General features: G+C 40.6%; 20 protein-coding genes and 4 tRNA genes. 23 read left to right on the top strand and 1 reads right to left on the bottom strand.

All coding sequences use genetic code 11. The features are described from left to right. The first annotated feature begins 167 nt into the window (after nt 1-167). The 22 genes from rpsF (at nt 168) to rlmN (ending at nt 20,130) form a co-directional block, all read left to right on the top strand. Entirely contained in the window at nt 168-452 is a 285-nt protein-coding gene (gene rpsF, locus QUF78_RS27625) for a 30S ribosomal protein S6 (protein ID WP_034316153.1), read from the top strand. Between the two features lie 69 nt (nt 453-521). Then, on the top strand, nt 522-1,052 hold the full coding sequence (gene ssb / locus QUF78_RS27620) for a single-stranded DNA-binding protein (RefSeq protein ID WP_289327194.1): 531 nt from the start codon (nt 522-524) through the stop codon (nt 1,050-1,052). A gap of 47 nt (nt 1,053-1,099) precedes the next feature. After that, nucleotides 1,100-1,339, top strand: a complete 240-nt coding sequence (rpsR, locus tag QUF78_RS27615; protein ID WP_230161608.1) for a 30S ribosomal protein S18 — start codon at nt 1,100-1,102, stop codon at nt 1,337-1,339. A 230-nt stretch (nt 1,340-1,569) separates the two neighbouring features. After that, a complete protein-coding gene (locus tag QUF78_RS27610) occupies nt 1,570-2,529 on the top strand; it encodes a YybS family protein (RefSeq protein ID WP_289327193.1) in 960 nt (319 codons plus the stop codon). 38 nt (nt 2,530-2,567) lie between these two features. Beyond that, nucleotides 2,568-4,538: a DHH family phosphoesterase gene (locus tag QUF78_RS27605; RefSeq protein ID WP_289327192.1), complete on the top strand. Its 1,971-nt coding sequence runs from the start codon at nt 2,568-2,570 to the stop codon at nt 4,536-4,538. Then, nucleotides 4,535-4,984 carry a 50S ribosomal protein L9 gene (rplI, locus tag QUF78_RS27600; protein ID WP_289314148.1) on the top strand — a complete coding sequence of 150 codons (450 nt, stop codon included), beginning with the start codon at nt 4,535-4,537 and terminating at the stop codon, nt 4,982-4,984. The genes QUF78_RS27605 and rplI overlap by 4 nt, the downstream gene beginning before the upstream one ends. 140 nt (nt 4,985-5,124) lie before the next feature. Further along, complete coding sequence (gene dnaB, locus QUF78_RS27595) at nt 5,125-6,489, top strand: replicative DNA helicase (protein ID WP_289314149.1); 1,365 nt, start codon at nt 5,125-5,127, stop codon at nt 6,487-6,489. A gap of 287 nt (nt 6,490-6,776) precedes the next feature. Next, nucleotides 6,777-8,069, top strand: a complete 1,293-nt coding sequence (locus tag QUF78_RS27590; RefSeq protein WP_289314150.1) for an adenylosuccinate synthase — start codon at nt 6,777-6,779, stop codon at nt 8,067-8,069. A 295-nt stretch (nt 8,070-8,364) separates the two neighbouring features. Next, nucleotides 8,365-8,440, top strand: a tRNA-Lys gene (locus QUF78_RS27585). Between the two features lie 8 nt (nt 8,441-8,448). Continuing rightward, nucleotides 8,449-8,520, top strand: a tRNA-Glu gene (locus QUF78_RS27580). 23 nt (nt 8,521-8,543) lie between these two features. Continuing rightward, nucleotides 8,544-8,619, top strand: a tRNA-Asp gene (locus QUF78_RS27575). A 31-nt stretch (nt 8,620-8,650) separates the two neighbouring features. Next, nucleotides 8,651-8,723, top strand: a tRNA-Phe gene (locus QUF78_RS27570). 406 nt (nt 8,724-9,129) lie between these two features. Then, nucleotides 9,130-10,548 (top strand): peptidoglycan DD-metalloendopeptidase family protein, encoded by a 1,419-nt coding sequence (locus QUF78_RS27565; protein WP_289327191.1) that lies wholly within the window; start codon nt 9,130-9,132, stop codon nt 10,546-10,548. Between the two features lie 279 nt (nt 10,549-10,827). Then, nucleotides 10,828-11,535, top strand: a complete 708-nt coding sequence (gene yycF, locus QUF78_RS27560; protein WP_034316131.1) for a response regulator YycF — start codon at nt 10,828-10,830, stop codon at nt 11,533-11,535. Between the two features lie 5 nt (nt 11,536-11,540). Then, nucleotides 11,541-13,373, top strand: a complete 1,833-nt coding sequence (gene walK, locus QUF78_RS27555; protein ID WP_289327190.1) for a cell wall metabolism sensor histidine kinase WalK — start codon at nt 11,541-11,543, stop codon at nt 13,371-13,373. Further along, the gene (locus QUF78_RS27550) at nt 13,370-14,707 is read left to right on the top strand and encodes a YycH family regulatory protein (protein ID WP_289327189.1); all 1,338 of its coding nucleotides are present in this window, start codon (nt 13,370-13,372) and stop codon (nt 14,705-14,707) included. The genes walK and QUF78_RS27550 overlap by 4 nt, the downstream gene beginning before the upstream one ends. Continuing rightward, nucleotides 14,694-15,488 carry a two-component system regulatory protein YycI gene (locus QUF78_RS27545; RefSeq protein ID WP_289327188.1) on the top strand — a complete coding sequence of 265 codons (795 nt, stop codon included), beginning with the start codon at nt 14,694-14,696 and terminating at the stop codon, nt 15,486-15,488. Before QUF78_RS27550 ends, QUF78_RS27545 begins: the two co-directional genes overlap by 14 nt. Nucleotides 15,489-15,494: 6 nt before the next feature. Further along, on the top strand, nt 15,495-16,289 hold the full coding sequence (locus tag QUF78_RS27540; protein ID WP_289327187.1) for an MBL fold metallo-hydrolase: 795 nt from the start codon (nt 15,495-15,497) through the stop codon (nt 16,287-16,289). A 256-nt stretch (nt 16,290-16,545) separates the two neighbouring features. Then, nucleotides 16,546-17,766, top strand: coding sequence for a S1C family serine protease (locus QUF78_RS27535; protein ID WP_289327186.1), 1,221 nt, complete (start codon nt 16,546-16,548; stop codon nt 17,764-17,766). A 177-nt stretch (nt 17,767-17,943) separates the two neighbouring features. Continuing rightward, the gene (locus tag QUF78_RS27530; RefSeq protein WP_065310847.1) at nt 17,944-18,105 is read left to right on the top strand and encodes a CxxH/CxxC protein; all 162 of its coding nucleotides are present in this window, start codon (nt 17,944-17,946) and stop codon (nt 18,103-18,105) included. Between the two features lie 404 nt (nt 18,106-18,509). After that, nucleotides 18,510-18,989 (top strand): 23S rRNA (pseudouridine(1915)-N(3))-methyltransferase RlmH, encoded by a 480-nt coding sequence (rlmH, locus tag QUF78_RS27525; RefSeq protein ID WP_289327185.1) that lies wholly within the window; start codon nt 18,510-18,512, stop codon nt 18,987-18,989. A 73-nt stretch (nt 18,990-19,062) separates the two neighbouring features. Then, a complete protein-coding gene (gene rlmN, locus QUF78_RS27520) occupies nt 19,063-20,130 on the top strand; it encodes a dual-specificity RNA methyltransferase RlmN (protein ID WP_289314159.1) in 1,068 nt (355 codons plus the stop codon). A gap of 78 nt (nt 20,131-20,208) precedes the next feature. On the opposite strand, the gene QUF78_RS27515 is transcribed toward rlmN, so the two are convergent. After that, nucleotides 20,209-20,541, bottom strand: coding sequence for a heme oxygenase (locus QUF78_RS27515; protein WP_289327184.1), 333 nt, complete (start codon nt 20,539-20,541; stop codon nt 20,209-20,211). A 285-nt stretch (nt 20,542-20,826) separates the two neighbouring features. On the opposite strand from QUF78_RS27515, the gene QUF78_RS27510 reads away from it, so the two are divergent. Next, nucleotides 20,827-22,275 carry a DEAD/DEAH box helicase gene (locus tag QUF78_RS27510; protein WP_289327183.1) on the top strand — a complete coding sequence of 483 codons (1,449 nt, stop codon included), beginning with the start codon at nt 20,827-20,829 and terminating at the stop codon, nt 22,273-22,275. The last annotated feature ends 112 nt before the right edge of the window (nt 22,276-22,387 follow it).

Here is a 22,387-nt window from a genome sequence, read left to right as displayed (position 1 = left end):
GTAGGGTCTTTTTTGAGCCTTTAATCATTAGATTTCAATTAATTGTAATAAGTCGAACCGCTCGTTGCAAAGCCTCTTTAACTATGCTATAATTTTATCTTGTGAGTAATTATAAATAATTGCTCCTTGCCCAATTGGGCCGCTTAGACCAAAAGGAGGTGACAGTGATGAGAAAATACGAAATTATGTATATCATCCGTCCAAACATTGAGGAAGAAGCTAAAAAAGCTTTAGTTGAACGTTTCAACACAATCCTTTCTGATAATGGTGCGGAAGTAGAAGCAAAAGAATGGGGTAAACGCCGTCTTGCATACGAAATCAATGATTTCCGTGACGGTTACTACATGCTTCTTAAAGTTAACGCTGAAAGTGCTGCGATTCAAGAATTCGATCGTCTTGCTAAAATCAGTGAAGACATTATTCGCCACATGGCTACTAGAGAAGAAGTATAATCACATATTTAATATAAATTCTAATCTTGTTTCACATGAAACAGGCTTGAAACCTAGGGGTTGATTCTGATGATGAATCGCGTAGTTTTGGTAGGACGCTTAACTAAAGATCCTGAATTACGATATACACCTAATGGAGTTCCCGTAGCTACCTTTACTTTAGCTGTGAACCGTAGTTTTACGAATCAGCAGGGTGACCGTGAAGCGGATTTCATTAACTGTGTTGTTTGGCGTAAACCGGCAGAAAATGTAGCTAACTTCTTGAAAAAGGGCAGTTTAGCTGGCGTGGATGGACGTGTCCAAACACGTAATTATGAAGGACAAGACGGCAAACGCGTATATGTGACGGAGATTCTGGCTGAGAGCGTTCAATTCCTTGAACCACGAAGCAGTTCAGCGGGTGAAAGAAATGAAGGCGGTTCTTACGGTGGAGGTCAAAAAAGTTATAGCAATAATCATAACGGAAATGACAACAATTCGTATGGACAAAATCCTAATCAGAATCAACGGAGCAATAACAACTACACTCGTGTAGATGATGATCCATTTGCAAATGACGGTAAAACAATCGACATTTCAGATGACGATCTTCCGTTTTAAACAGCCGTTTAAAATGAAAATTGAAAAAGCAGGGAGGGAAATTTATTATGGCAATGGGTGGACGTAAAGGACGCGGTAAGCGTAAAAAGGTTTGTTATTTCACATCTAACGGAATCACTAAAATTGATTACAAAGATGTAGATCTTCTTAAAAAATTCGTCTCAGAACGCGGTAAAATTTTACCACGTCGTGTAACTGGCACTAGCGCTAAATATCAACGTAGATTAACGATTGCTATTAAACGCTCACGTACTATGGCATTACTTCCATATGTATCTGGTGAATAATAAATTGGCACATTGAGGAGTTTTCCTTAATGTGCCTTTTTTATAAAATCGGCTCTTATGCCTGAAAACCGCTGAATTGCGGTTTTTTTATTTTCAAAAGTAATTCATATGGCCATTTTCCTTAGAAAAAGTAATCATATCCTAAAAAAGAATGTGATGTTTGAAATATCCTAGCCGTAACGGATACAATATAAAGATGGAGATAAGACATTTTTAATCATAACAGGGGGGTGAAAACAAAGATGAATAGCGGAAGACGAATTGCGGAGGGTGGAGCCCTTTTGGCACTATATTGCATTTTATTGTTCATCACCATTCAAGTACCATTAGTGAATATCTTCACCACTTTCTTTTTACCCATTCCATTCATACTGTTCACAGCCAAACAAAAGTTATCGTGGAGTCTGGGTTACTTATTTATAGCCTCGCTGTTGTCAATCCTCATTGGGACGCTATTGTCTGTTCCGCTTACCTTACTTATGGGGGCAACCGGAATTGCGATCGGTTATTTTTTGAAAAGGGACAAATCGATGGCAACTATGTTCATAAGTGCAGTACTTGTCTTCCTGGGAGGCATTTTATTAATATATGCAGCTTCAGTGTTGATCATGGATGTTAATTACATAGAAGAATCGATGGATATGGTTGAAGAGTCCGTTGAAAATACAGTGGGCATCATGGATTCTTTTGGCCAGGCACCGACGGAACAAGTCAAAAAGCAGGTGTATGAAACTGTCGATATGTTAAACACACTGATGCCAAGTTTGTTCGTTCTGATGTCAGTCATCATGGTTTTATTGATTTTCTTCGCTGCGCATCCAATTGTGAAGAGGTTCAGTGATAAAACGTTAAAATGGCCCCATTTTCGAGATCTGCGACTCCCGAAAAGTCTTTTATGGTATTATTTAATTACGATGCTTCTTGCTCTTTTTGTGAATACGGACAAGAACAGTTTTGTATATATGGCCATAACGAACATATTTTTCATCTTGCAGTTCTTCATTTTATTACAAGGATATTCCCTGATATTTTATATCGCTCATGTGAAGTCATGGGCTAAAGCCATACCTGTTATAATCGTGGTTTTTTCTTTGCTGCTGCCGATTCCGATTATTACAACAGCCGTACGATTTTTAGGTATAATAGATTTAGGCTTTCCTTTTAGGGAGACAATCAAGAAAAAGGAATAGACTTTTTTGTAAAACAGATGCTTTTAGGAGCTGAAACTATGCCATCTTATTTGAAAGAATACTCGATTAAGTCCCCGTTGTATGGGATGCTGGCCGCGGGCGTTTTACTTTTGGGCGTACTGGCTTATTATAATTGGGTTATTGCACTTGTTGGACTATTGATTCTTGCTGGTTTATTTTATTTAACATTAAGAATGGTAGAAAAAAAGCAACGTAAGACAGAAGAGTATATAACGACTTTATCTTACCGATTAAAGAAGGTCGGCGAGGAAGCGTTATTGGAAATGCCAATTGGGATCATGCTCTTTAATGAGGATTATTACATTGAATGGACCAATCCATTCCTGGCTTCATGTTTTAGTGAAGACTCCTTGGCAGGAAGATCGCTCTATGATGTCGCGGACTCGATCGTTCCATTAATTAAGCAAGAGATCGAGACAGAGACACTTACGCTCCACGATAGGAAATTCAAAGTGGTCCATAAGCGTGAGGAAAGGCTTCTTTACTTTTTTGATGTGACGGAGCAAGTTGAAATTGAGAAATTATATGAAGATGAGCGAACGGCAATTGCGATCATTCTCCTTGATAACTATGATGATTTGACACAGGGTATGGATGATCAGCGTAAAAGCAGCATTAATAGCCTGGTCACCTCACTTCTTGATAAATGGGCAAGGGATAATGGCGTTTTCTTTAAACGGGTTTCCTCTGAACGATTCATCGCTGTCTTTAATGAGCATATCCTTCAGCAGCTTGAGAAGGGGAAATTCTCGATTTTGGATGAAATCAGGGAAACGACAGCCAAGCAAAATGTACCATTGACCTTGAGCATCGGGGTCGGCTCGGCCGTGTCATCCTTACCGGAACTAGGTACGCTTGCACAGTCCAGCTTGGATCTCGCTCTAGGTCGGGGCGGTGATCAGGTAGCAATAAAGCAAGCGAATGGTAAAGTGAAATTCTATGGCGGTAAAACCAATCCGATGGAAAAACGCACAAGGGTCCGTGCACGTGTGATTTCCCATGCATTGAAGGATATAGTCCTTGATAGCGATAAAGTCATTGTCATGGGCCATAAAAACCCGGATATGGACGCAATCGGTTCAGCGATAGGCATCTTGAAAGTTGCCCAAATGAATGAACGTGAAGGCTATATTGTTATAAACACCCAGCAGCTTGATAGCAGTGTCCTCCGTTTAATGGAGGAAATCAAAAATAAAAAAGAGCTTTATGCCCGGTTTATAACTCCTGATGATGCATTTGAAATGATTACGGATGAGACATTACTGGTTGTGGTCGATACACATAAACCTTCCATGGTAATTGAAGAGCGGTTATTGAATAGGATCGATAAAGTTGTAGTCATCGACCATCATCGCCGGGGTGAAGAGTTCATCAAAAACTCGTTGCTCGTCTATATGGAGCCATATGCGTCTTCAACAGCTGAACTTGTAACCGAACTGCTTGAATATCAGCCGAAACGCAGCAAGATTGATATGCTGGAATCGACGGCGCTTCTTGCGGGTATCATCGTCGATACGAAAAGCTTCACCTTAAGGACGGGGTCACGTACTTTCGATGCAGCCTCCTATCTTAGGGCACATGGAGCTGATACGGTACTTGTCCAGAAGTTCTTAAAAGAAGACGTGGACACCTATATTAAACGGTCAAAGCTCATTGAAGAGGTAATCTTTTATAAAAAGGGAATTGCCATTGCCTCGGCAAAAACCGATCAGGTCCATAATCAGGTGCTCATAGCTCAGGCTGCTGACACCCTATTGACCATGGATGGCGTTGTTGCTTCCTTTGTAATGGCTAAGCGATCTGATGATACAGTAGGCATAAGTGCGCGTTCTCTTGGTGATATCAATGTACAGGTGATCATGGAAATGTTGAATGGGGGCGGCCATTTGACAAATGCCGCTACTCAACAGGTATGCTCCATTGATGAAGCCGAAAGTCGATTGAAAGTAGCTATTGATGAATATTTAGAAGGGGGACAAAAAGAATGAAAGTAATATTTTTAAAAGACGTTAAAGGTAAAGGGAAAAAAGGGGAAGTTAAAAATGTTGCAGATGGATATGCACATAATTTCCTACTTAAACAAGGATTGGCTGTTGAAGCAAATAATACAAATGTGAAAACTTTGGAAGCACAGAAGAATAAAGAAGAATCACTTGCTGCCGAGGAACTGCAACATGCTGAAGAATTGAAAGTCCAACTGGAGAAATTAACGGTTGAGCTATCTGCCAAAGCCGGTGAGGGCGGGCGTTTATTCGGTTCCATCACGACTAAACAAATTGCATCAGAGCTTCAGAAGAAACATGGTATCAAGATTGATAAACGCAAAATGGAGCTTGCTGACGGTATCCGTTCTTTAGGACACACCAAGCTTCCAGTCAAGCTTCATCCTGAAGTCACAGCGACACTTACTGTGCATGTGAAAGAAATTAACTAATTTTAGTTGTTTCATATCTGTGAAAAATTGATAAAATAGAGGTAGACGAAAAATGTGATTGGGCATGTTGTCCTTTCACTTTTTTCTTTTTCACTAGAAACATATAAAAGGTATCCTCTTAGAATGGGAGGTTTTAAGATATGATAGAACAATTTCAGGATAGGATTCCCCCTCAAAATATAGAAGCCGAACAGGCTGTACTAGGAGCCATTTTTCTTGAGCCCTCTTCATTGACCGTTACATCGGAAGTTTTGATTCCGGAGGATTTTTACAGAAGCTCTCATCAAAAAATCTTTAATGTGATGCTTAAATTGAATGACGAAGGAAAAGCTGTCGATTTGATTACGGTGACAGAGGAACTGGCTGCGACCAAAAACCTTGAAGAAGTTGGCGGAGTTTCTTATTTAAGTGAATTGGCCGGATCGGTACCTACCGCGGCCAATATTGAATATTATGCCCGCATCGTCGAGGAGAAGTCATTGCTTCGCCGTTTGATCAGGACAGCGACCAACATCGCCCAGGAAGGCTACAGTCGCGAGGACGAGGTCGAGGAGCTGCTCGGGGAAGCAGAAAAAACGATCATGGAAGTGGCCCAGCGCAAGAATTCCGGGTCTTTTCAAAATATTAAGGATGTATTGGTGCGGACGTACGATAACATTGAAGTTTTGACTACCCGTAAAGGGGATGTCACGGGAATACCGACCGGGTTTGCTGAACTGGATCGAATGACAGCCGGGTTCCAACGTAATGACCTCATCATAGTGGGCGCCCGTCCTTCGGTTGGTAAAACCGCCTTTGCATTGAATATCGCACAAAACGTTGCAACCAAAACGGATGAGAATGTAGCGATTTTCAGTCTTGAAATGGGTGCAGAGCAGCTCGTTATGCGTATGCTCTGTGCTGAAGGAAATATCAACGCCCAGAATTTACGGACAGGTTCCTTAACTGATGAGGATTGGCGTAAATTGACGATGGCGATGGGAAGCTTGTCGAATGCCGGCATTTATATCGATGATACGCCGGGTGTGAGGATTGGCGAAATCCGTTCAAAATGCCGTCGTTTGAAGCAGGAACATGGCCTTGGCATGATATTGATCGATTACTTGCAGTTGATTCAAGGCGATGGTCGCTCAGGCGACAATCGTCAGCAAGAGGTATCCGAGATTTCACGTTCACTCAAAGCGCTCGCCCGTGAACTTCAAGTGCCCGTCATCGCCCTTTCCCAGCTATCGCGGGGAGTGGAGCAGCGCCAGGATAAGCGCCCGATGATGTCCGATATCCGGGAATCAGGGAGTATCGAGCAAGATGCTGATATCGTGGCATTCTTATACCGTGATGATTATTATGACAAGGAATCCGAGAATAAAAACATCATTGAAATCATTATAGCGAAACAGCGTAATGGTCCAGTAGGAACGGTTTCGCTTGCATTCGTAAAAGAATACAATAAATTCGTTAACCTCGAACGTCGCTTCGATGATGATTCGATGTCTCCCGGGGCGTAGAGAACAGCCTGCCATTCATGGAATGGCAGGCTGTTTTTATTTTGGGAAAAAGAAAGGGGCTGGTGATAATAATTAAAGAAATTAAAGGGCAGAATAATGATTGACAATCCAAAACCAATTTTAAAACGGAAAGGATTTTTCATATTTACGAACAAATAATTTATTAAAATGTGTATTGTTCGGATTTTGTATTGACTTCCAGTTTGGATTATTGATAAAATAGGTTTGTTTGATAAGAACCGGTTAAAAATCGGTATTACGTGAACCTTTGGAGGTGCTTTATTCAGATGTCATCAGTTGTAGTAGTCGGTACACAATGGGGAGACGAAGGTAAAGGTAAAATAACAGATTTTCTATCCCAGAATGCGGAAGCCATCGCTCGTTATCAAGGTGGGAATAATGCAGGGCATACAATAAAATTTAACGGCGTTACCTATAAACTGCATTTAATTCCGTCAGGGATTTTTTATAGTGATAAAATTTGTGTCATTGGAAATGGTATGGTGGTTGATCCAAAAGCTCTTGTAGAGGAGCTTGCTTATTTACATAGTCACGGTGTAAGTACGGATAATCTTCGTATCTCAAACCGTGCACATGTCATTCTTCCTTACCATATCAAATTGGATGAAGTCGAAGAAGACCGTAAAGGCGCCAACAAAATCGGAACGACAAAAAAGGGTATCGGCCCTGCTTATATGGACAAGGCTGCTCGTAACGGAATCCGCATGGCAGATCTTTTGGATCGTGAGATTTTCGAGGAAAAATTGTCTCAAAATCTTGTTGAAAAAAACCGTATGTTTGAACGTTTCTATGAAACGGAAGGTTTCAAGATTGAAGATATCATGGAAGAATACTATGAGTACGGACAACAAATTCAGAAATATGTTTGTGATACATCCGTTGTATTGAATGACGCACTTGATGAAGGAAAACGGGTATTATTCGAAGGGGCACAAGGTGTCATGCTTGATATCGATCAAGGAACATACCCATTCGTCACTTCATCTAACCCGGTTGCAGGTGGGGTTACCATCGGTTCTGGCGTAGGCCCTACTAAAATCAACCATGTAGTTGGAGTATGTAAAGCATATACAAGCCGTGTGGGTGATGGTCCTTTCCCTACAGAATTGCATGATGAAATCGGTAACCAAATCCGTGAAGTTGGCCGTGAATATGGTACAACTACAGGCAGACCGCGCCGTGTCGGCTGGTTTGACGCTGTTGTCGTCCGTCATGCTCGCCGTGTCAGCGGGATTACCGATTTATCATTGAACTCGATTGACGTATTATCAGGTCTTGATACGGTCAAAATTTGTGTAGCTTATGAATACAAAGGCGAGATTATTCATGAGGTACCAGCGACCTTGAAAGCGATTGGCGAATGTAAACCAGTCTATGAAGAGCTACCAGGCTGGCCAGAAGACATCACAGGGTGCAAATCATTGGATGAGCTTCCAGAGAACGCACGCCACTATGTAGAGCGGGTATCTCAATTGGTAGGCATTCCTTTGACTACTTTCTCTGTCGGTCCTGACCGTAACCAAACAAATGTCGTGAGAAGCCCTTGGCGTCTAGCGTAATTCATGAAAAAAGAGCTGGCTTTTTTGCCAGCTTCTTCTTTTTTTATAGGGTGCATGCATTCTGATGTCACGTTCGTGAGGCATGGGATACAGAATTAATGGAGTGAAACAGTAGTGAAAAAGGAAAAAGATAAGAAAATTTTAATTTTATTTCAAAAAACTATTGCCTAAACTATATTAATCATGATATTATCAAAAGCGTCGTCACAATAGAACAAGCCATTAACAACAGCAAGCGAGTAGCTGCATTGGAGATGTTAAGTTTACATCCGGCGAAGTTACATTTCATTAGAACGAGCCATTAGCTCAGTTGGTAGAGCATCTGACTTTTAATCAGAGGGTCGAAGGTTCGAATCCTTCATGGCTCACCATTTTTTTCGGCCCATTGGTCAAGCGGTTAAGACACCGCCCTTTCACGGCGGTAACACGGGTTCGAATCCCGTATGGGTCACTTCTTTATATAAATTCTTTACTGGTCCCGTGGTGTAGCGGTTAACATGCCTGCCTGTCACGCAGGAGATCGCGGGTTCGATTCCCGTCGGGACCGCCATTTTGTTTTTTTGTTCTAAAATAGAATATTTGGCTCAGTAGCTCAGTCGGTAGAGCAAAGGACTGAAAATCCTTGTGTCGGCGGTTCGATTCCGTCCTGAGCCATCCTTTTTAAAAACGCCTTTCCTTTAAGGCGTTTTTTTGTTTTACATCAGAAGTATTTTAAATGAAATCTTGTTAATAGATTGTTAACGATTTGTAACATACCAATTTTGGCCAATTTGTCATATAACTCGCTTTTACCCATACGGGGCTTATATCCACTCCTTTTTTCGTAATTTACCGAACTATCCTCATTAACATATTTATTGGTACTTGTTGTCACCATTTATACAGTTCTATTACATTATGAAGTCTATTTCTTGTTTTTTTTCTTATTATGGTAGAGTTATGAGTGGAAAAATCATTAAATCAGTCATATGTATGTAGATATTTAAAATGGACTAATAAATCTCAAAATAAATTTGATTAGTTTCTTAATTGGTGACTGAGCCGTTAAGGAGGACAATATATGTTTAGCTCAAAAGGTAAGGGGATCATCCTGTTGATGGTTTCCGTCATTTTATTGCTTGCAGGAAATCGGGCAACGGCTGCAGGGATATCGGAAACTAACACCATTCAGCATGTTTACCTTAACGATGAGTTCGTCGGAAGTGTGACGGATGAAACGGAAATAGAGAAGGTCGTAGCCGAAAAGGTAGAAGAAGCACAGGAAGATTATCCTGACTTTACATTCGATAGGGAGACACAGCTGACGTTTGTACCTGAAGAGGTATTCGATGTAGAGGTTAAAGAGGATCAGGCTGTAAAGGGTATTCAAGATCAGTTGAATGTGAAGGCAGAGGCGTATGAAATCGATATAGATAATCAGGCGGTAGCCTATGTTGCGTCAAAGGATGATGCTGAGGACGTTTTGGAGAAAATCACTTTATTATATGTAAATGAAGAGGAATTCTCCGAATATGAATCAGTTAAAAAAGAAAGCGAAACGGACGCGGGAGCGTTAAAAGAACCGGGAAGCAGAATTCTGGACATCAAATTTTCAGTTCCCGTCACGTTTAAAGAAACAATGGTCGATCCAGATGAAATCAAGACCGTCGATAAAACCCTTTCCATGATTGAAGAAGGAAAGGAAGAAAAGACGATTTATGAGGCTAAGGAAGATGAGGATCTTGAATCAATTGCCATTAGGCATGATATGGACCTGGATCAACTGTTGGAGCTAAATCCAGGACAGGAAGAGGACAAAGGTATTAAAGAGGGAGAGCGTCTCTATGTGACCCAGCGTACGCCCTATGTGAACGTAATGGTAGAAAGAGAAGTTTTTAAGGAAGAGAGGATTCCTTTTGAAAAGAAAGTGAAGGAGGATGACGAACTTCCAAAGGGCGAACTCATTACTGAACAAATAGGCAATGAGGGGATTCGGGCATACACCTACGCAGTATCTGAAACAAACGGTAAGAAAATCAGCGAAACGATCGTAAAAAAGGAAGTCACGGAAAAAGCCAAAACAGAAATCACCAGAAAAGGCACGAAGGTCATTCCTTCACAGGGAAGCGGTACATATTCATGGCCTGCAGACGGTGGTTATATTTCCAGTAAGCAGGGCCAGCGTTGGGGGAAACTTCATAAAGGTATTGATATCGCCCGGCCAACCACCAGAACCATAACGGCAGCAGATCATGGAATAATCGAAACTGCCGGAAACTCCGGAGGGTATGGAAATAAGATAACGATCAATCATAATAATGGGTATAAGACAGTGTATGCCCATTTGGATTCAATAGATGTAAAAGCAGGACAAAAGATTGAAAAAGGCATGAAAATTGGCATGATGGGTTCAACAGGGCACTCAACCGGTGTCCATCTCCATTTTGAAATATATAAAAATGGGTCTCTTGTAAATCCGCTAAACTATATAAGTCAGTAATCGATGGAAGTCTTCGAAAAATATTCGAAGACTTCTTCTGCTTCATATATAGATGAGAATAATAGGAAAAAGGTGATTTAATGCCTATAAAATGATAAAGTAGAATAGATACAATTTGCTTTCATTCCGGTGTTCAGCCCCTTTTATTGGGTATATATATATAATTTTGTTGAATCAGGTTGTTAGATTGGTGCAAACAGAAGGAAAAGTGAATAAGGTCCCGGATAAGGACACGGTTTTTAATAGATTCAGTTTAGTTATTAAAAAGGAGATAAGTACATGGATAAGAAGATTCTGGTAGTGGATGACGAAAAGCCAATTGCTGACATATTACAATTCAATCTAAAAAAGGAAGGCTATGAAGTTTTTTGTGCTTATGACGGCAATGAAGCCCTCAAGATGGTAGAAGAACGGCAACCTGATTTGATTTTACTTGATATCATGCTACCGCAGCGCGATGGGATGGAAGTTTGCAGGGAAGTAAGGAAGAAGTATGAAACGCCAATCATCATGTTAACGGCTAAGGATTCAGAGATAGATAAGGTCTTAGGCTTAGAGCTTGGAGCAGATGACTATGTGACAAAGCCATTTAGTACCCGGGAAATAATTGCCCGCGTTAAGGCGAACTTAAGACGTCAGCAAGCTGTCCCGGTCCCAGATCAAGAAAATGAACCGAAGGAAATTACGATAGGAACGCTCACTATCCATCCGGATGCCTATGTGGTATCCAAGCGGGGCGATACGATTGAATTAACGCATCGCGAATTTGAATTGCTTCATTACTTGGCGAAGCATATCGGTCAGGTCATGACAAGGGAGCACTTATTACAAACCGTGTGGGGCTATGATTATTTTGGTGATGTACGGACAGTCGATGTAACGGTCAGGCGTCTTCGTGAGAAGATTGAAGACAATCCAAGCCATCCTGGTTGGATTGTAACTAGAAGAGGGGTCGGTTATTACCTGCGTAACCCTGAACAGGAGTAGTCCTTATGAAAAAGGTTGGTTTTTTTCGCTCAATTCATTTTAAATTTGTTCTGATTTATGTTTTGCTCATTTTCGTAGCGATGCAAATAATCGGGGTATATTTTGTTGGGGAATTGGAAGAAAATCTTGTCGGGAACTTCACGAAATCAATAAAAGGTCACGTTAACCTTCTTACCTACAGTATTGGTGAAGAAATGGAAAAAGAGAGGGGAGAGGAAGATCCAACCCTCGAAGAAGCGATTTATACGATATTGAAAGACCGGGATAACTCATCGAATGATATTTCGGAAGTACGTGTCATCGACACCCGCAGCAGGCGTGTGATCGGAACTTCAGTCCCAAGTAACCAAGGTATCGTAGGAAAGAAGACAACGGAAGCCCTTATTAAAAATACGCTGATTTATGGAAAAGAAGATAGTGATGTTTTTCGAGATCAGAAAACCGGCAGGCGGCTCTGGGTCCTTTCGACACCCATTGAAGCAAATGAGGAGGTCATTGGTGCCGTTTATGTAATTGCAGAGATGGAAAATGTCTTTGAGCAGATGGATGAAATCAATAGTATCTTCATGACGGGCACAGCCATTGCCCTAGTGATTACGGCCATCTTAGGGATCCTGCTCGCACGAACGATCACCAGGCCCATGTCTGATATGAGAAAACAGGCCCTGGTGATGGCGAAAGGGAATTTCTCCAGAAAAGTTAGGGTATATGGCGATGATGAAATTGGTCAGCTTGCCGTCACTTTCAATAATTTGACCAAAAAGCTTCAAGAATCGCAATCAAGTACAGAAGGAGAGCGGCGTAAGCTTTCATCTGTCCTTGCCAATATGACGGATGGCGTAATTTCAACGGACAGACGCGGTCGGGTGAACTTGATTAATGAACCGGCGGCACAATTATTGAATGTCTCGCGTGAAACCGTCATGAATCAACCAATCATTGAGGTTTTGGGTCTTGAAGAAGAATATAAATTCGAGGATTTACTGGAAGAGCGAGAGTCCGTGATCCTTGATTACAGCAAAAAAAATCGGCCATTCATTTTAAGGGGAAACTTTTCGGTCATTCAAAAGGAAACGGGATTCGTTAATGGCTTGATTACTGTTTTGCATGATATTACAGAGCAGGAAAAGATCGAGGGTGAACGCAGGGAATTTGTTGCCAACGTTTCACATGAACTGCGAACTCCGCTTACAACGATGAGAAGTTACCTGGAGGCATTGGCTGAAGGGGCATGGAAGGACGAGGAAATCGCTCCATCCTTTTTAAGTGTGACCCAAAATGAAACAGAGCGAATGATCAGGCTTGTTAATGATCTGTTACAGCTTTCGAAAATGGACAGTAAAGATTACAGGCTTAAAACAGGCTGGGTGAATTTCAATAAATTCTATGACCATATCATCGATCGTTTTGAAATGACGAAAAATGATGATATCACGTTTAAGCGTGATTTGCCTAAGGAAGCTTATTTTGTGGATATTGATGAGGATAAAATCACCCAGGTTCTCTATAATGTAATCTCCAACTCATTAAAGTACTCACCTGAAGGGGGTCAAGTGACTTTCCGTGTCAGGGCATCGGATGGCTTTATCATTGTGAGCATTACAGATCAAGGAGTGGGTATCCCGAAAAACGTCATTGATAAAATATTCGACCGCTTCTACCGTGTGGATAAAGCAAGGTCGCGGAACTTAGGTGGGACCGGGCTTGGTTTAGCGATCGCAAAAGAAATGGTCGTGGCGCATGGCGGGAAAATATGGGCGGAAAGTGTGGATGGAAAAGGAACTACCGTGTTCTTTACACTTCCTTACGAACAGGAAGAAGAGGATGATTGGTCATGAATTTTGAACGTGCAAAAAGCATCATACTGATTATTTTGGTTGGGACAAGCATTTTTTTGACTTGGAGCATTTGGACGTACGAGCCTGAATATGATAAATTTGGTGACCAATCGAATTATATAAAGATTAAAAGCGATGTCCAGATTGTTAGTGATGTCATTAAACCTGTCAGTATCCTTTTTCATGGAAATGGTCGACATTTCCAGACTTCCAATCCGGTAGAGATAAATAGAATGGAAAAAGAATTTTCGCAATGGAATTTTACCGGCGTAAAAGAGATATCCGTAAAAAGGCTGCAAAGGAAATTTGATGATTTTGTCCACGAAGATGGGTCGATTGAAATCGAATATTCCGATGAGGTTCCCATCTCCCTCTATAAAACGGTATTGGGTATTACGGATACGGAAGTGCCTGGATTTTCATTCGATAGAATCATCATTAAACAAAAGGATATCAGTGGTAATGAATCTGCCGTTTATTTTGTTTCCTACGATCAAGGGAAGATCTATCAAGGTATGGTCGACTCTAAAAGACTAAGGCGTTTTATGGATTTGTTTTATACGGGTTCTTACGATAGGCACCCTGAATATACGGCCGAAACCATAAACAGCAAAAGGACATTGTTCGTTCCTGAAAAACCAGTGACGATCAGCAAATTTCAATATTATATCGACTCTTTGGATATTGGAGACCTTAAAAACGCTCTATTTAATAATCCGAAGTATGTACGACAGGACTCCGTTTCGGTCGGTGAGGAATACACGGATGGAACAAGACTCATGACGGTCAATAAAGAGAATTACCTAATTTCTTATATCAATCCGGCACAAAAGAGCAAGTTATTTGACAGTTCCAGTGACCTTCTCCAAAAAGGAATAGAGTTCATCAATGATCATACTGGTTGGGAAGATAACAATTACCGCTTTGCCTATATGTCGGAGAATGAGCAACGAGTGGTATTCCGCTTATTCGTAAATGGTTATCCGGCCTTCAATGAATCCGGGATGACCGAAATCGAGCAAATTTGGGGGAAAGAAGAAATTTATAGCTACGAGCGCCCATACTTTTCACTTGCCTCAGTCCTTCCGTCTGAAGGGTCGGAAATGACTTTAAAAAGTGGTAGAGAAGTCTTGAATCAGTTGAAATCGAAAGATAATATCGACTTCAAGAGCGTGGAGGACATCTCGATTGGCTATAAACTGCATAAATCCCTTGATTCCAAACTTGTCACACTAGTTACGCTTGAACCCACTTGGTATTATCGTATCGGCGATAAATGGTTTATTGTGCCTTTTGAAGAAGATGCGGGAGGCGATCAAAGTGGATTGGAATAATACAAAATCAATATTCATCATGGTTTTCTTCGTTTTGAATATTTTTCTTCTTTATCAATTTCTGGAAAAGATAAATGACTACCAAATTGAAAATTTCACAGAGTCCACAACGGAAGAACTCTTGAAGGAAGATGAGATTTCAATAGAAACCCCACTTCCGAAACAAAAGAAGGATCAATTCCTGATTGCCAACAGCAAGACTTTCGAGAAGAAAGATATACAGTACCTAAAAAATCAAAAAGCAAAAATCATAGATGATAAGAAGCTTGTAGGTACATTTAAAACACCAGTTGGCATGAAAGCGGAAATTCATGCAGCAGACGTTGATATATTCCTGAAGGAGTATATATTAAATGGAAATGAGTATCGTTTTTGGAGCTATGATCAGATCAACCAGACCATCACCTGCTATCAGGTGGCAGATAAAAAGATGTTTTATAATAATAGTAAGGGGAAGGTCACTCTATATCTGAACAAGAAGGGTGAAATCGTTTCCTATGAACAGATGTATTTAGAGGGAATTGAAAAATTCAATAAACCTAAAGAATTGGTATCTGCCTTAAATGCTATTGGAGCATTGTATAGAAATGGTGATATTAATCCCAAAAACACAGTCACGAATGTAGAACTGGGTTTTTATAATTCGCTGCAGACGACATCTGTGTCACATTTACTTGTGCCAACATGGTGGGTGGTCATTGATGATGAAACAGATCTCTTCGTGAATGCTTTTGATGGAGAGGTCATTGAATTGAATACAGAAGAAAAAATACTGGAGTGAGTATAGATGACTATGCATTTTAGTGTTCTCGCAAGCGGGAGTACAGGAAATGCCTTATTCGTGGAAACGGAGGATCAATCATTCCTTGTCGACGCCGGTTTAAGCGGTAAGGCCTTGGAAGCATTGTTTCAGGATATAGGCCGTGATATGTCGAAGTTATCCGGTATCCTTGTTACCCATGAACACAGCGACCATATTAAAGGACTTGGCGTGGTTGCCAGAAAACATAAACTCCCGATATATGCTAATGCAAAGACATGGAATGCCATGGATCGATCAATCGGTGAAATTGCAACTGATCAAAAGTTCACATTTGAAATGGAACAGGTCAAAACATTCGGCAGTCTTAATATAGAATCTTTCGGCGTTTCACATGATGCGGCAGAGCCGATGTTTTACGTCTTTCATCATGAAGATAAGAAACTCGTGGTCATTACTGATACAGGGTACGTAAGTGATCGCATGAAAGGAATCATCTCGAATGCCGATGCATATGTATTCGAAAGTAACCATGATGTGTCCATGCTCAGGATGGGAAAATATCCATGGAGCATTAAGCGCCGGATTTTAAGTGATGTCGGACATGTTTGTAATGAAGATGCCGCCCTTGCAATGAGTGAAGTGGCCGGTGATAAGACCAAGCGGATCTACTTGGCCCACTTAAGCCTTGATAACAATATGAAGGATCTAGCGAGAATGTCGGTAGAACAGACGTTAAAGACAAAGGGGATCATCGTTGGTGATCAATTTTCCTTATATGATACTGACCCGAAAAGACCAACTGAACTTGTTACCTTATAAAAAAAAGGAATGGATGAGGGATACCTTGTTCATTCCTTTTTTATTTTTAAAATTTCGATTCGTAAGTTACTATTCGGATTAAAAGGGGTATCGTTTGGTTAGAACTGTATAGGAAAAAGAAAAGTATTTTAAGTTTTCCCTAAAATAAAGGCATGCTTTTTTTTAGAAAAATTTCGGTAATTGAGTATAATTGAGGGAGGATACCAAACAATAGAATTGCTATAATTCATTCCTAAAATGAGAGGATGGAGCGGTCTTGGGTTATTATGATCAGAATGAGGAGAACCAAAATAAACGGAAAAAGAGCCATACGAGCTATTTTCTAGCTGGCTTGGGAGGAGCCATCATCGGGGCCTTACTAATTTTATTAGCCTTTCCAGGAAGTGGACTTTTAACTAACGAGGATAACGAAATTAAAACGGAAAAATCAACGGGAGGTGAGTCCACGGAGCAGTCCCAGCAAAACCTTACAGTTGATGTAACAAGTGCCGTCACCAATGCCGTTGATAAAGCCAGCGACGCAGTGGTAGGCATCACGAACATTCAGGAAACGAACTTCTGGGGTCAAGGGAGCAATGCCGAGGACAGTTCAGCTGAAGCTGGCACTGGTTCTGGTGTTGTCTACAAAAAAGATGGTGGCAAGGCCTATATTGTCACGAATAATCACGTCATTGAAGGTGCCAATGAACTGGAAGTGACATTAAGTGATGGCACTAAATTGCCAGCAGAACTACAAGGCAGTGACCCATGGACAGATTTAGCCGTCATTGTCGTTAGTGGTGATAAAATCAAAACCATTGCAGAATTCGGGAAATCCGACAAATTGAAACCTGGTGAGCCTGTGATTGCCATTGGTAACCCATTAGGCCTCCAATTCTCTGGATCCATCACACAAGGGATCATCTCTGGTTTGGAGCGTACGATAGAGGTGGATATCAATGAGGACGGACAAGTCGATTGGAATGCGGAGGTCATCCAGACCGATGCGGCGATTAACCCAGGTAACAGCGGGGGAGCACTCGTTAATATGTCAGGGCAGGTCATTGGAATAAATTCCATGAAGATTGCAGAAAATGCAGTGGAAGGAATCGGTCTTTCCATCCCAATTGATTCAGTTATTCCAATCATTAATGATATAGAAGAATTTGGTGAAGTGAAACGTGCCTTCTTGGGTGTAAACTTGGCATCTGTAGAAGAAATTTCACAATACCATCAGCAAAATACATTAAAGTTGCCAAGGAAAGTTACTGCAGGCGTTGCAATTACAGGCGTTCAAAGCAACTCTCCAGCATCAAAAGCAGGATTGAAGGAATTTGATGTCGTTGTTGGAATGGATAATGAAAAAATCCATGATGTCGTCGAATTAAGAAAATACCTTTACAATGAAAAGAAAATCGGTGATAAAGTTAAAATCATTTATTACCGTGACGGAAAGAAGGCAACTACGGAAGTCACGCTTTCAAGCAGCGAAATCTAAAACGCAAACGGACAGGGGGCGGGCAATGCTTCCTGTCCTTTATATTTCCTTGCGATTTTCTTATTTTTTGTTACGATTACCTGTGGATATATAATGAAATTAATTGAGTTCACCCAACCTGTGGATAATTGGGAACAGAAGTACTTGGAATAATGAGAGAGAAAGGAGATATGAAAGATGAAATTATATTGCTGTCAGGAGCATGTTGACATGGCGCTGGATGAAGTGGTATACGAATGTGAAACCTATCCTGTTTTAACGCTGGTTCCTGAAGAAAATCAGTTATCAACAACCTGTGAATATTGTCGAAACGTGGCAATATATCTAGTAGGGAACTAATATTCCCATACAAGATGTGGATAGATTTTGTGGATATGTGGATAACTATTGTGGATAACATGTTTGTAACCTGTTCTTAACTTGTTCTTAACATTTTTCGAACAATAAACCTGAGGGTGGAATTGTTTAGATTCAAGCTTTTTGTTGTTCAAAATAATAGCTCTGTTGGAAAGTGGATCCTTGGAAATCCAACATTATTCTTTATCGGATCTGAACTTGATCGATCCAAATTTTTTACCGTTGCCGCTTTCAGGGGCAGCGGTTTTTATTTGAAGGGTCATGGAACCCCTTCATTAAAAATTGGAAAGGATATGCTTGTTTTGCTTATAGGTCACTCTAAGGTATGATAATAGGTAGGCAAATCCGACTGATAGTAAAACCATAATGAAAGTTAGAGGATATATATGAAAATAACGATTATTACTGTTGGCAAGCTAAAGGAAAAATACTTAAAGCAAGGTATTGCTGAATATACAAAAAGGTTAAGTGCCTATGCTAATATAGAACTTGTTGAAGTACCTGATGAAAAAGCTCCGGAGAACCTGAGTGCAGCGGACATGGACATTGTAAAGCAAAAGGAGGGTGAACGGATCCTGGCCAAAATCAGCCCGGACACCTACGTGATAACGCTTGAGATCAATGGAAAACAACTTACTTCAGAGCAGCTGGCCACTCATATAGATCAGCTCGCCACTTATGGAAAGAGTAAAATTGCCTTTATTATTGGCGGGTCGCTTGGGCTTGGCAACGAGGTGTTATCAAGAAGTGATTATGCCCTTTCCTTCTCGAAAATGACTTTTCCGCATCAATTGATGAAACTGGTTCTAGTTGAGCAAATATATCGGGCTTTTCGGATAAATAGAAATGAACCATATCATAAATGAAAGAACTGATTCTGGGGAAATTCCCCGTAAGGTTAACATATTAAATCTTAATGTAATGAAAAGAGGGTAACGAATGAGTAAAGAGTCCATTTATGGTTTAACATTCGAACAATTGACAGCATGGCTTTTGGACCATGGCCATAAAAAATTCAGAGCTTCACAAGTCTGGGAGTGGCTTTATAGGACACGTGTGACGAGTTTCTCTGAAATGACTGATGTTAATAAAGAGTGCCTACAACTACTTGAAGATCACTTTGTCATCCAGACTTTGACTGAGCACGTTAAGCAAGAATCGGCTGATGGTACGATTAAGTTCTTGTTTAAATTACAGGATGGAAACCTTATCGAAACGGTTATGATGAGGCATAAATACGGGATTTCGGTTTGTGTCACCACCCAAGTGGGCTGCAATATTGGCTGCAGTTTCTGTGCAAGTGGATTATTGGCCAAAAGCCGTGATTTATCCAGCGGGGAAATAGTGGAACAAATCATGAACGTACAACTGCATCTGGATAAATTGGAACAAGAAGATGCTGTAAGCCATGTTGTTGTAATGGGGATTGGCGAACCGTTCGATAACTTTGAAAATATGATAGACTTTTTGAAGGTGATCATGGACCATAAGGGTCTTGCTATCGCTGCAAGGCGTATTACTGTCTCGACGAGCGGTCTTGCGAATAAGATTTATGAATTCACTGATACTCAATTACAGGTGAATCTGGCAATCTCATTACATGCTCCGAATAATGAGCTCAGGACACGGATCATGAAAATAAACCGAGGTATTCCAATTGAAAAACTTATGAAATCACTCGATTATTATTTAGAGAAAACGAATAGGAGAATTACGATTGAATATATCCTATTGAAAGATGTCAATGATCATCAAGAAGAAGCCGAGCAACTTGCCGAGCTTCTTGATGACAAAAAACATCGTCTCTATGTCAACCTGATTCCATATAATCCTGTAGATGAACATAGTCAGTACCAAAGAAGTGAAAAAGAGTCCGTTCTCTCGTTCTATGATACGTTGAAAAAGAGAGGCGTAAATTGCAAAATCCGGCAAGAACATGGAACGGATATTGATGCTGCTTGCGGCCAGCTTAGAAGCAAACAAATCAAGAAAGCTGAAGCCCAATAATTTACTAAAAGAGACCCAAGCCATAAACTCCATCAAAAAGAGGCCGCATATTTTGCGGCCTCTTTTGGTGTAATTTTATTATTTAGCTATTTCTTTTACTGAGGCGACTTCATACGTAGTAAGCTCGCTGCCTAGAATTGGAGATTCTTTTTTAGCTTCACCGGAACTAGGTTCAGGACGTTTATGTGCAGCTTTGAATGCATCGCTATTTCTCCAAGCAGTAAAGTTATCAAGGTTTTCCCAATACATATTAACGCTCAATTCATCGTGATCCGATAAGTTCTGCGTTAATAATACTTCAACTTTTACGAAGCCTTCCGTTGTATCAAGTGGACCTGGTGCAGTAAATCCTGGGGCCATGGCTGCCCCCATCCCTTTTTTGACTCTGATTCTATTCGTTACGATTATCATAAATCAGCACTCCTTTTGGACATCGGTTTTTAATCTACACCCTGTTTCCGCTTTAATCTCATACATATTTTAGCATATTGAAAGAAGCATGGTCCATTTTGATTAATCAAGATCATTAGCATCCTTTTTACTGATAATGAAGTTTCATTATATTGAAATAAGGCAATTGAATTTGGTTATTACAAGGTTTATCGATGTATATCGCGTATAATAGAACCTTGTATAAGGAAATTACGATTATGGAAACAATAAAGCAACATACTAAACAACAAAAGAGGCTGTTATATGAATGAATTAGGTTTTACTGATTATACATTAAGCGATGAAATTGTAAGGGCATTAGAAAGCTTGGGATATCAACATCCAACCGAAGTACAGCGTGAAGTGATTCCAGTGGCGCTGAAAAAGCGGGATCTTGTTGTTAAATCCCAAACGGGAAGTGGCAAGACCGCTTCATTCGGCATACCGATTTGCGAAATGGTCGATTGGGAGGAGAATAAGCCTCAAGCGCTTATTTTAACACCGACACGTGAGCTTGCTGTACAGGTAAAAGAGGATATCACGAATATAGGAAGATTCAAAAGGATAAAGGCTACTGCGGTTTATGGAAAACATCCATTCGCACTGCAAAAAGCGGAATTGAAACAAAAAAGCCATGTAGTCGTTGGAACACCGGGGCGGGTTCTGGATCATATCGAGAAAGGGACATTCGCCTTGGAACGCTTAACTCATTTAGTTATTGATGAAGCGGATGAAATGCTGAATATGGGCTTCATTGAACAAGTGGAAGCCATTATTAAAGAGCTTCCGAAAAATAGGGTAACCATGCTGTTCTCTGCCACATTACCTGAGAGTATAAAAAAGCTTTGTAAGCAATATATGAAAGATCCTTTGGATATTGAAATCAAAGCAAAGGGTTTAACGACGGAGAAAATAGAACATGCACTTATTGAAGTGAAAGAGGATGATAAGTTTTCCCTGCTTAGAGACGTCACCATCACGGAAAACCCCGATAGCTGCATCATTTTCTGTCGGACGAAAGATCGGGTGGACCAAGTATGCGAACAGCTAATGGATCTGGAATATCCTTGTGATATGATTCACGGCGGCATGCTTCAGGAAGATCGCCTTGCAGTGATGAATGAATTCAGAAGAGGGGAATTCCGCTATTTGGTTGCGACGGATGTTGCTGCACGTGGAATTGACATCGATAATATAACCCACGTGATTAACTATGACCTGCCATTGGAAAAGGAAAGTTACGTACATCGAACTGGAAGAACGGGCCGTGCCGGGAAAAAAGGAAAAGCCATTACTTTTGTGACGCCGTATGAAGACAAATTCCTTACTGAGATTCAAGGCTATATCGGTTTTGAAATCCCTAAGATGCCCGTTCCAACAAAAGAGGATGTCTCCAATAAAAAAATGGATTTCGAAGCGAAACTGGAAGCTCGTCCAAAGATAAAAAAAGATAAAAGTGAAAAATTGAATAAACAAATCATGAAGTTGTATTTCAATGGCGGAAAGAAAAAGAAAATCAGGGCTGTTGATTTTGTCGGAACTATCGCAAAAATTGATGGTGTGAATGCTGAGGACATCGGGATCATTACAATACAGGATAATGTTTCTTATGTGGAAATATTGAATGAAAAGGGACCGCTTGTCTTGAAAGTGATGAAAAATACGAAAGTAAAAGGCAAACTTTTGAAGGTTTCAGAGGCCTTTAAGAACTAAAGGTGTTGAATGGAAAAGAAGCGGGAAGACCCAAAATTGGTCTTTCCGCTTCTTTTTTATATGTATTCTTCTCTTCCCCAGTGTTTCGACGGGAATAATTCGACCTAAACCG

Source organism: Peribacillus sp. ACCC06369 (genome assembly GCF_030348945.1).
Classification (GTDB): Bacteria; Bacillota; Bacilli; order Bacillales; family DSM-1321; genus Peribacillus.
The sequence above is the reverse complement of the archived record's forward strand: the minus strand, read 5'-3'. Positions and strand labels throughout refer to the sequence as shown.